This window comes from Bacillus sp. cl95 (genome assembly GCF_900115925.1).
Lineage (GTDB): Bacteria > Bacillota > Bacilli > Bacillales > Cytobacillaceae > Neobacillus_A.
On the sequence record NZ_FOYF01000001.1, the window covers coordinates 1,045,477 to 1,055,679 of the forward strand.

10 protein-coding genes and 10 tRNA genes are annotated in these 10,203 nt (G+C 32.8%); 2 read left to right on the top strand and 18 right to left on the bottom strand.

All coding sequences use genetic code 11. From position 1 onward, the window contains the following. The first annotated feature begins 27 nt into the window (after positions 1-27). Both BMZ31_RS05150 and BMZ31_RS05155 read left to right on the top strand, forming a co-directional pair. Positions 28-330, top strand: coding sequence for a hypothetical protein (locus BMZ31_RS05150; protein ID WP_090830630.1), 303 nt, complete (start codon positions 28-30; stop codon positions 328-330). Positions 331-541: 211 nt separating this feature from the next. After that, positions 542-877 carry a hypothetical protein gene (locus tag BMZ31_RS05155; protein ID WP_090830631.1) on the top strand — a complete coding sequence of 112 codons (336 nt, stop codon included), beginning with the start codon at positions 542-544 and terminating at the stop codon, positions 875-877. 317 nt (positions 878-1,194) lie between these two features. Here the strand turns inward: BMZ31_RS05155 and BMZ31_RS05160 are convergent, their stop codons facing one another. The 18 genes from BMZ31_RS05160 to BMZ31_RS05240 form a co-directional block, all read right to left on the bottom strand. Beyond that, positions 1,195-2,430, bottom strand: a complete 1,236-nt coding sequence (locus BMZ31_RS05160) for an HNH endonuclease (protein WP_090830632.1) — start codon at positions 2,428-2,430, stop codon at positions 1,195-1,197. Positions 2,431-2,769: 339 nt separating this feature from the next. After that, the gene (locus BMZ31_RS05165; protein ID WP_090830633.1) at positions 2,770-4,695 is read right to left on the bottom strand and encodes an AAA family ATPase; all 1,926 of its coding nucleotides are present in this window, start codon (positions 4,693-4,695) and stop codon (positions 2,770-2,772) included. Then, positions 4,688-5,167, bottom strand: a complete 480-nt coding sequence (locus BMZ31_RS05170) for an ABC-three component system middle component 2 (RefSeq protein ID WP_090830634.1) — start codon at positions 5,165-5,167, stop codon at positions 4,688-4,690. Before BMZ31_RS05170 ends, BMZ31_RS05165 begins: the two co-directional genes overlap by 8 nt. Continuing rightward, positions 5,160-6,251, bottom strand: a complete 1,092-nt coding sequence (locus tag BMZ31_RS05175) for a trypsin-like serine peptidase (RefSeq protein ID WP_090830635.1) — start codon at positions 6,249-6,251, stop codon at positions 5,160-5,162. Before BMZ31_RS05175 ends, BMZ31_RS05170 begins: the two co-directional genes overlap by 8 nt. Before the next feature lie 13 nt (positions 6,252-6,264). Then, positions 6,265-7,488 carry an AVAST type 1 anti-phage system MBL fold metallo-hydrolase Avs1a gene (gene avs1a / locus BMZ31_RS05180; protein ID WP_090830636.1) on the bottom strand — a complete coding sequence of 408 codons (1,224 nt, stop codon included), beginning with the start codon at positions 7,486-7,488 and terminating at the stop codon, positions 6,265-6,267. A gap of 230 nt (positions 7,489-7,718) precedes the next feature. Beyond that, complete coding sequence (locus BMZ31_RS05185) at positions 7,719-7,952, bottom strand: hypothetical protein (protein ID WP_254778591.1); 234 nt, start codon at positions 7,950-7,952, stop codon at positions 7,719-7,721. Positions 7,953-8,113: 161 nt separating this feature from the next. Continuing rightward, entirely contained in the window at positions 8,114-8,716 is a 603-nt protein-coding gene (locus tag BMZ31_RS20690; protein ID WP_254778593.1) for a tyrosine-type recombinase/integrase, read from the bottom strand. Between the two features lie 86 nt (positions 8,717-8,802). Next, complete coding sequence (locus BMZ31_RS20695; RefSeq protein WP_254778595.1) at positions 8,803-9,042, bottom strand: hypothetical protein; 240 nt, start codon at positions 9,040-9,042, stop codon at positions 8,803-8,805. Between the two features lie 114 nt (positions 9,043-9,156). After that, positions 9,157-9,238: transfer RNA gene (locus tag BMZ31_RS05195), tRNA-Leu, on the bottom strand. A gap of 23 nt (positions 9,239-9,261) precedes the next feature. Beyond that, positions 9,262-9,347, bottom strand: a tRNA-Leu gene (locus BMZ31_RS05200). Positions 9,348-9,354: 7 nt separating this feature from the next. Continuing rightward, a tRNA-Gly gene (locus BMZ31_RS05205) sits at positions 9,355-9,429 on the bottom strand. Between the two features lie 4 nt (positions 9,430-9,433). After that, a tRNA-Gln gene (locus BMZ31_RS05210) sits at positions 9,434-9,508 on the bottom strand. A gap of 38 nt (positions 9,509-9,546) precedes the next feature. Next, positions 9,547-9,622 (bottom strand) — tRNA-His (locus tag BMZ31_RS05215). 19 nt (positions 9,623-9,641) lie between these two features. Then, positions 9,642-9,715, bottom strand: a tRNA-Trp gene (locus BMZ31_RS05220). A gap of 5 nt (positions 9,716-9,720) precedes the next feature. Then, positions 9,721-9,805 (bottom strand) — tRNA-Tyr (locus BMZ31_RS05225). Between the two features lie 26 nt (positions 9,806-9,831). Continuing rightward, a tRNA-Thr gene (locus BMZ31_RS05230) sits at positions 9,832-9,907 on the bottom strand. A gap of 40 nt (positions 9,908-9,947) precedes the next feature. After that, a tRNA-Phe gene (locus BMZ31_RS05235) sits at positions 9,948-10,020 on the bottom strand. An 11-nt stretch (positions 10,021-10,031) separates the two neighbouring features. Next, positions 10,032-10,107: transfer RNA gene (locus BMZ31_RS05240), tRNA-Asp, on the bottom strand. Between the last annotated feature and the right edge of the window lie 96 nt (positions 10,108-10,203).

A 10,203-nucleotide genomic window follows, 5' to 3' on the forward strand; every position in this document is an offset into this window, starting at 1 on the left:
TAGAAAAGTTGATGGGGGGATGTCGAAATGAAGACAGCAGAAGAAATTTTAAATTTACAACAAGAAATTTCAAATCTTAAAAAGGACATTGAATTTCTATCTAAAAAAGTTGGAATACATGATATGTATTTAAATCGTCTCAATAAAGAAAGAGAAGAGGAGGAAGAGGCGTTTCACACGCAAAAGTATTCTGCAGAAGAAATGATGGAGATTGTTATGAACCTTAACAAATGGGAGTCTAATGAAGAACGTCAAAATTTTTTAACAGAAATGTTTTACGAATTTTACAATAATGAGAATATCCCGAGGGTTGAAGAAGACTGGGAATAATAATAAAAAAACACCTTGTTTATAATATTAACGGGTTCGTTTTGAGGTACATTATAATAAAATGACAAACTAATTGGTATGGGGATTGACCTGTGCCAATTTCTTTTTGTATCAGGATAGTAAAAAATATATACTCATAAAATTACAAAATGTTACAATTAAAAGGAAAGCTTTTTTATAAATCGATTTATATTTTTTGGAGGGAAAATTTATGTATAATGGCTATGAAAATGAAGACGATTATGTCCGTTCATTGAAAAAAAATGATACTTATCGTTTTTCATATAATTATGAGATTGTTGTAAACCGGTTTGGAGATGGTGATGATGATGTTGAGCTTGCAAATGCGACCGTAGATATTACTGTGTCTTGGGATGATTCATCAGTTCCTGGATATATAATATCTTGGAATGTGAATGCACCAACTTCTCTTCCGAACGAGTGGACAAATAGCGAAGAAGAAATTGTTAAGGAAGTTATCGTTATGTACCTTTATAGTGACTTAGAAGCAAATGGAATTTCATCTGAGACTTTTAAGTTTGTATAATATCACTATGCTATCGCTGCTAGGAAGGATAACAAGGTATATTGGAGGAAAAAGAGTTTTAATAGATGTACTTAAAGTAACGGGAGCTTTAGCACCATAAGACGCTTTATATTTCCAGGACTAAAAAAACTCCATAAATTAAAAATGGCGTGTCAAAACTGTTGTCAGTTTACACGCCATTCTTATTACCAATTACGAGATTTGCACCCGGTTCATTTCCGTTACATAAATAACAAAAAGTCCGCCAAATAGGCAGACTTTTATAGAAGGAGATGAGTGAGAACTCTTAATAGCTCTTATATACGTATCACTATTTGCTAAGCCATTTTTATATCAGATTCTTCAATTTTAAGTTTACTATAAACTGGGTTAGCTTTAACATAGTAGTCTAAAGCTAAGTGGGTCATAGACTTATTTGTTTTAGGTCCCAGACAAATCTCCAAGATATCTTCCGGTGAAATAAAATATTTTATAAATGGAACCATCATACCAGGTTTGATTAAGAAATGAGTATTGTAGTTATTGACTTTTGGACTATGTAATAACAATATTAGTCTCCACTCTTTTTCGTCTTCCCAATGAAGATGTTTTACAGACAGCGCCCATAAAGCCATCTTTATAAAAAAGTTAGTGGCAATACTTTCAATAGAACCATCACAAATGGATTGGACATACTTGGTAGGTCCTGCAGTATTTAATTTCCTATTATTAGCTGAGTCAGAGAAAAGCTCGGTTAATGGTTCAATTAGTTCGAATTTTAAATTTTGGAAAAAAGGTGATTCTGTTGCGACGTCCTCTTTTACATATTTTACCTCTTTAAATCCGTAATAGTTTTCTTTATACAGGTCAATCGTTTCTTTAACATCATCATATTTATTTGCAGCTACCATGGAGACCCTGTTGTTTAATATGTCTTTAATTTCATGTTTATTTTTACTTATTTTGTTAGAAAACTTTAGACTTACACCATTAGCTGTGTCTGCATATGTAACCCACTGACGTATCGTATTTTCGGCTGCTGAAAAACAGGTCAAGTATATTTCTGCGTTTCCAACAATCACCTTTTGTTCTGCTAATTGTTTCATAACTTCTTTTAGATTTCCTAATGTTTCTTGATGTGGCTGAAAAAAATCCTTTCCTTCTAGTTCTTCTAACGCCATAGTAATTAATCTATAACCATAACTAAGTTCGTCGGGGTCATTCATTGTTCTTACATTTGATAACCACATTTCTTTTGTATCTAAAATACCTTTTGCAGCATTCAAGTTAGTGTAATGATACAAATCACCAGTTACTGGGGTGCTGAAGTATTCATTGACCCATTTGTTTAATTTCTTGCTATCAACATTTTTTTCCTTTAGTGCAAGTTTATGCGTACTGTAGTTGCAATTATTGCAAATTGTTGTTAAATTATCTATGGAATCTGGACCTCCTGAACTTTTAGGTATAATATGATGTATACCTAAATTGACCGATGCGCCAGAAAATCCACACATTTGACAAGTGTAATTATCCCTTTCTAATACTTCTTTCTTTATTGAAATTCTATTCAATTAAAAGCCCTCCAGGAAATTAAAGATAGTTGTATTTATACCTACTATAATCACAAAAGTAAAAAATCTAAATATTATAATAGCATTCATTACATAATATTGGTATTAGATTTTCCGTTTTTCACAATGTAAAAATGCCAGTCTCTTTAATCAGGATGTTTTTCAAACAGTAATTAGCCGCCGTACTACACCTTGTGGCATTCTATGTTACTGGTAATTCGTTGTAATCAGTAATATAAAATTCTCATTTTATATATATAAATAAACTACACCTAATTGACAGGTGTAGTTGGATAAAATTAATATTTTATACTTAATTAAAATAAACTAATTAAATACTTATATGTGTTCCACATCATCAATTAATCCATATGGTAATTGATTAGTACCTTTTCCATCAAATCTTACAATTAAATCATCTTCACTTAAGAAATCAGGATTACCATTGTTAATAACGATTAATTGAATATCCTCTACAGGATTTTCTGTTTTGTCTTTATCCGTTTTATCCTTTAAAGAAGCAAAATATTTTATTATAGAGTTAAATATTTCTTCATCTTTAAATTCATCATCGATTTTAGAATCAGCCCCTAGGTTTTTCCTTGGAGAATCAATTATTAATAGACCCAAGTGATTTTTATTATTGAGCTTTAATAATGCAATAGATAGAAAATAGGCCATGGTTGTCATTGTAATTGCTCCACCACTTCCTAATTCATCATATTTTACTCCTCTAACAAAAGGCAAGTAATTGGACTCCCCTATATAGGCGTTACTAAGTTTAGGAAACGAAAATTCCTCTAATATTTCAAAAAATAATTCAGAAAGGTTTTGGATTACTTCCTTTTTGGATATTTTATCCTTTTCTAATGAATTAATTCTTTTTTGTAAATTATCACGTAACTTCTCTTCCTCAAGAATATCTTGAGTAATTTTGGAAAATTGATTTACTACTCTTAGATTTTTTTCTAACTGATCAATACTGTTATTTATTTCTCCAATTTTATAGTTAATTTGTTGAATTTGTTCAATGTAAGGACTGATATAATGATTTATTAAATGATCTAATTCTCTTTGTTTTACATGCAATTGCTCTTCAGATAAATTTTTATCTTTCTGAAGTTTTATTAAAATCTCCCTTTGTTGATCCATAAATGAAGTTAAGCTATTAAGCTTTCTTTTTAAACGAAGAAGTTCACTTTTAAACACTCTCGTTTCCTCTGTTGAGAGGTCTTTAAGTTCACTTCCACATAATGTACATCCACTTTTAGGTAGGAGAGGGTTTAAACAAGAAGGACATAAATCAAACGTGTAACTATTTAGAATCAATGAACCTTCTAAAATGAATTCAATCTTTTGAATTTCACTATAATATTGATTCCTTAATAAAAGCAATTTATCAATATGCTTTTCTTTATCTAAAATAAGAGTATCAAAATTACTAATTTTCTCCTTTAAATTATTAATCTCCCCTTCTAGTCCCAGCGTAAGACTTTCATCATATTTTCCAGAAGCCTTTATTTCTCTAAGTTTATTAGTCTCATCTGACCGTAGTTTTTCAAGTCTCTCTTTTTGCTCTTGAAAGGTATTATCATTAAGCATATTCATTTCTTTCAAAAATTCGTAGACACCAATTCTTTTATTATTTAAAAAATCAATATACTTCAATTTTTCTTTCAGTTGCTGTTTTAAATCCCCTAACAATTCGTTATAAATATTAAAGATTATCTCAAAAGTAGGCTTTCTTTTTAAATTAGATCCTGAGGTTTTTTCCATCAATAAATTTTCAGAATCAATGATTGACTGTTTAACATAAGAATATTTAAATAAATCTCTAAAACTAAAATGTTGATTTGCGACAATTATATCTGGGAGATCAATTTCATTTAGTAAAAATGCTGAAAGTGAGTGCTTATTGGCTGGGGTATCAATCTCTAGCAATTCAAAATTCTTATCGAATCCTAATTCTTCTTTATTCCATCGGAATAACTTAACTGGTCTTTTGAAATCAAACAGAGGTCGAACAATCTTAAATTTATTGTCTCCAATCCAAAATTCTAACTGAACATCCTTACAACTTTTTCCTATTTCTATGTAAGCTTTATGTTTTTCACTGCCAAAAGCATAATTAATCATTTCTGCTATAGAAGATTTACCAGTTGACATCGGACCAGAAATAAAATTCAAACCTTTTTTGAATAGTACTTCGTAATTTTTCCGAAAACCAACTAATATTAATTTTTCTAAGTATATCTTTTTACTCATAATTAACCATTCCCACTTTTTTGATAATCATACTCTCAACTTTAGTATCACTTAATTTACTCAATTCTTTTTTTATATACTTCGCAATATGACCTAACTCAACTGAGTATGAACTCTCCATTTTTACAATGACTTCTTTACCCAACTCATTAATTTTAAAGCAAAAATCGTTATCCATTATATTTCTTTGTATTAATTTCTTACTTAATAAGTACCTTAAGTATAAATTATATTCTTCCCTATCTGGCTGCCAATGAAAGAAAGAGTAAAATTCATTAAAATCCCTCTGTTCCTCCTCAATTTCTTTCTTCGGTAGCATTGTTTGTGGAAACTTCATAAAAAAGTCATATAACATAATTTTATTTATATTCATTTTAAAAGATTTTTTAGAATCAAATTCAGATATTAATATTAGTAATCTTGTTGAATTTAAAATTAAATCTCTGTTAACTAAATTCAACTCTTCAATCATTTTCTACACCCCTTCCTAATAAGTGTTCCTCTAATCTAGACTTATAATTTTTTACCCAACCAACCTTGCATTCATCAGATAATTGATGAACAATTCCTTTTTTAGCTACTAATGGAATATCAAGGCCAATCTTTAGAGTGGTTTCATTTAAATCCTCAATCCTCTCGTAAACCTTTGTTAAAAGGTCGTTTCCATCCTTCTCATCTTTATATGAACGATGTTGAGTTTTCCAAATACTCTTTACGTTTTCTTTTAACATAACGAAATCTTTAATTTCAGAAGAGACGTCCCTACTTTCAATTGAACTTTTTGCTATTTCTGCATTAAAAAATTCTTGCTGACAATCCTCATGATCATAAATCTGCGCAGATTCAAGCTTTAGTATGAACATAGATTCAGAGAAATCCCTATTCCCATCTATTTCGTAAATTTCGTCCATACTAAATTCTTGTAAAGGCTCCTCGATTAATATTTCCAACTCTATTAAATAGTCTCTTATACTTTGTACACTAATAGAACCCAATGAAACTACCTTATCGTTGGCAACTGTTTCAGTTAAAACAACTCCTACTAACTTTCCATTTACAAATAGTGGGGCGCCTGAAAGACCGCTGAAATTGTCTATATTTGATTCATGGTTTAAATCAATATCCCAATCATATGGGCGAGCCATATTGCTTGTTATCCTTCTTAATACATTACTCTTTGTTCGATGACCCATTTCCCATTTAACTACTGGATATCCAAAAGTCTCATATATATTATCTTTTTGAACTTCATAATTACAGAATCTTAAATATAAATTACTATGTATAGGCTCATCTAGTTCTAAAACAGTAACTGGTGAATTTAGAATTTGGGTGGGCTCAATAGGAACTGCCCTACGTTTAATAGGTGAATTATGAATATTTAAAAACTCTAGATAGATCTCCTTGCCTTCCAAATAATACTCATCAACTGCGTGTCTTGCTGTAACTGCTCTGTTTGCTGAAATTAGAAAAACCGTTGCTTTATCCTTGACTTCATCACCACAAATCAATCTGCCTATTGCTTTTTCATAAGTTAAATCAACCTTGTTCATCATTTTACTAGCCCCTCTATAAATCAATTACCTTCACATGATATCCATCAGAAAATTCCAGAGAGAATTGATACTCTGTCCTAATATCTTCATTAGAAAGAATCTCATTATTAACCGGATAATTAAATATTAGCTTCCTCTCTAACCCTTTTCTAGAAATAATCCTAGCGATAGTCTCTGGGTTTGGATGATTATTTTTTTCTCCATTTGTAGAAAATAAATAAATAGGAGAATCTATCAAACCAAGTAACTCAGTACTAGTATTTCTGTGACTACCGTGGTGTGAAACTTTGATTATGTTAAAAAAAGGGTTATAACCAATATTATTCACTAAATTTTGTATTTCTTTTTGTATGCTTTTAGGATGAGAATCTGCTAAAAATAATAGTTTTTTCTTCTTATATTCAATGATAAAGGAAATAGAAGAACCATTTGCAGGCGAATTATCATGGTTCATTTTTTTACTTAAAAGGTGGTCTAGGCTCATTTTTTTCTCCTTATAGGATACATTTTCACTTTCATTATTTTGTTGATCATCATTTTGAGATAGTAAAAAAAACTCATATGCATCATCAAATAGTTTGTTGTCTGTTAACTTAAAATCATACTTTTTTTTCCTTAACTCTTTAAACCAGTATTTTTCTAATCTCTTTAAACTCTCTGAATTAGGAGATAATAACCGTAGGTTAATATCTTCTGTCAATGCTATTAACCCATTATTATCACAATTCACTGCTTTGCCATCATACAAACTATTCCATTTGTATTTCCTACTAAGCAGTAATGCTGCTAATGTAGATCCATCTTTTGCACTTATATCTTTATTTGGATTATTATTCTTTTTGTTTTGAACAACAGACCCCTGGCTAATTATACCTGAAAGAATACCTTCTTCATTAGAACTAAGTTCCTTACCTTTTTGTTTTAATGAATTAAGATGTCTATAACTATTATGCCAGACTTCTTTAATTGGAATAATTAAAGGGTTCTCTGCCGTTCCATTCTCCTTAAAAAGTTCTATAATTCCCTCTATATGATCTGCATCAACATGTGTAACAATAACTAGATTTAACTCTTCACCATTTTCTGCCATACTAATTAGTCTAGGCTTTAAGTAATCATTATATGTTTCCGCAAACCCACCATCAATAAGGATATTTGTTTTTCTTTCCTTCCCTATGCTTATTAAAAAGCAGTCTCCTTCTAAAGCTGGGTATACTTCAATACGAATATCAGACAAAATCATGACTCCTCTTTTTTTAAAGTGATTTTACCATAAATTTCATTTTATAATAAGATAACATAAGTGGAAATACCTGTTTTAGATAAACTCTAACAATCCCATTTTGATTATATTTTTGAATGTTCACGGAGTTTTGGGGTTTTGGTACCTTCGCAAAAATCGAAACCCCCCACGTTATTTCAAGCATATAAGCTTTTTTTCTAGAAGAAGTAGGGGGATAGTTAAACTTAGCCCCATTTTTGCTGTTTATATGTAAGAGCTGTTTCTTCTTCCAAAGTTTCTGCTGTTAAGAAAAAGTATTCTTTTCCATCACGAATAGTTAACATTTCCTTACTTCCAAAACTTTCGTAACTTGAACATAACTGTCCGAAAATGATTGCTCCATTTACTGATACTTTGTGAGCTAACTCCTTGTTGTACATAACAAAACCTCTACCACTTAACAATGATACTAATTTCATTTTTCCTTCTCCTTCATCTCTTGACACAGAGGAAAAAGACTTGCTATCATTTTCATGTAGAAGTTAATCCTTCTGCGATTTTTATTAAGAGATGGTAGAGCCGCCAAACTCATATGCCATCTCTTTTATTATTATAGTGTGGCAACATATGTTCGTAAACCTTATATATTTAATCCCTTAAGTGCACCATATTGTTTATGCTTTAGTTCTATATCTGCCCCCCACAAGTTGACATATCTTTTGGTTATTGTAATATCACTGTGACCAAGAATGGTCACAAGGGTAAAAGCATCCACACCTGCCATAATCATTCTTTTTGCCATGGTATGTCTAAAAGTATGTGGGCTTACTCTTTTGCTTATCTTTGCTTCTTTTCCGTATTTAGTAAATCTGGTTTGAATGCTATGAGGATTAAGTTTTTCGTTATCCCGACTAATAAACAGCCTTTTTGTCTCCAGTTCACCTCTTATAATTACGTATCTCTTTAGCTGCTCTTGAGTGATATCAGATAAGTAAACAGTCCTCTCAAACAAATTCTTCGTCTTTCTGATAATTATCTTATTCCCCTGAACATCTTCAACATTAATCCCAACCAATTCAGATAGTCGAACTCCAGTATCAAGAAAAATAAGCAAAATAACCTCATCGCGAAAACCTATCAATGTTTTTTGTTTTCTAATGACTTTAAGTAAAGACTCAATTTCATTTTTATCTAAAGTTTCTATTGTCTTTTGTCTATCCCTCAATAGTTTAATGTTCTTCATTGGACTCACATTAATTAGTATGTTTTTAACCAGGAAGTTGTAGAAAGCTCTAAGGGCACGTAATCGAGTATTAATGGTAGTTACCTTCATGACTTTCTGCTTTGAATGATTAAATCCTCAATATCCTTCTGATTGCAATTAACAAGTTCCTTATTCAAGAGCAGCTTAGCAGCATGAAATTCATTTTTGTAATACTCAATTGTTGCTGGCCTTAAATTACGCAAATAACAATCCTTAAAGAACTTTTCGAAGGCTTCTTCATCAGTAATTTTCTTTCTTATAATTTGAAGTTCTTCCTTAGTAATTCTTTTCGTCTTGCCATACATACCTCTTACGCACACGATTCAGTGCACACGATTTTTGTTTTCTTAGTCGTGTTAGAAGGCAAAGAAAAAAGGCCTCAACATTAAGTTGAGACCTTGATTCTAAAGCATTTTTAATACCGGTGATCGGGGTCGAACCGATACTCCTCACGGAACACGATTTTGAGTCGTGCGCGTCTGCCAATTCCGCCACACCGGCGTATTCAATTAATAGGCTTGCAATGCCGAGGACCGGAATCGAACCGGTACGGTAGTCACCTACCGCAGGATTTTAAGTCCTGTGCGTCTGCCAGTTCCGCCACCCCGGCAATTCAATGGAGCGGAAGACGGGATTCGAACCCGCGACCCCCACCTTGGCAAGGTGGTGTTCTACCACTGAACTACTTCCGCATAATGGCTGGGCTAGCTGGATTTGAACCAACGCATGTCGCAGTCAAAGTGCGATGCCTTACCGCTTGGCTATAGCCCAATAATCATTATATGCAAATGCTATGATTTTGTGAAAAATGGGGCGACTGATGGGAATCGAACCCACGAATGCCTGAACCACAATCAGGTGCGTTAACCACTTCGCCACAACCGCCACAGTTGTAAATTAAAATTGGCAGGGGTAGTAGGAATCGAACCCACACCAAAGGTTTTGGAGACCTTCGTTCTACCTTTAAACTATACCCCTATAAATGGTGGAGGGGGACGGATTCGAACCGCCGAACCCGGAGGGAGCGGATTTACAGTCCGCCGCGTTTAGCCACTTCGCTACCCCTCCACTATAAAAGAAAGACATTGTAAGAATGGTGCCGGCGATAGGAGTCGAACCCACGACCTACTGATTACAAGTCAGTTGCTCTACCAACTGAGCTACACCGGCATTGAGGATGATTATTTTCGCTAGTGCGAAAAAATCAAGGTGGCTCAGGACGGAATCGAACCGCCGACACAAGGATTTTCAGTCCTTTGCTCTACCGACTGAGCTACTGAGCCAAAATAATAAATGGCGGTCCCGACCGGGATCGAACCGGCGATCTCCTGCGTGACAGGCAGGCATGTTAACCGCTACACCACGGGACCAAAGTTTTTTCAAGTTTCCTTGAAAATAACTTACATTAATTGCGGGGGCAGGATTTGAACCTGCGACCTTCGGGTTATGAGCCCGACGAGCTACCG

Coding starts and splice junctions, on each gene's coding strand:
- BMZ31_RS05165 (WP_090830633.1), bottom strand. CDS start 4,695: ATGAGTAAAAAGATATACTTAGAAAAATTAATATTAGTTGGTTTTCGG.
- BMZ31_RS05175 (WP_090830635.1), bottom strand. CDS start 6,251: ATGATGAACAAGGTTGATTTAACTTATGAAAAAGCAATAGGCAGATTG.
- BMZ31_RS05170 (WP_090830634.1), bottom strand. CDS start 5,167: ATGATTGAAGAGTTGAATTTAGTTAACAGAGATTTAATTTTAAATTCA.
- BMZ31_RS20690 (WP_254778593.1), bottom strand. CDS start 8,716: ATGAAGAACATTAAACTATTGAGGGATAGACAAAAGACAATAGAAACT.
- BMZ31_RS05155 (WP_090830631.1), top strand. CDS start 542: ATGTATAATGGCTATGAAAATGAAGACGATTATGTCCGTTCATTGAAA.
- BMZ31_RS05185 (WP_254778591.1), bottom strand. CDS start 7,952: ATGAAATTAGTATCATTGTTAAGTGGTAGAGGTTTTGTTATGTACAAC.
- BMZ31_RS05150 (WP_090830630.1), top strand. CDS start 28: ATGAAGACAGCAGAAGAAATTTTAAATTTACAACAAGAAATTTCAAAT.
- BMZ31_RS20695 (WP_254778595.1), bottom strand. CDS start 9,042: ATGTATGGCAAGACGAAAAGAATTACTAAGGAAGAACTTCAAATTATA.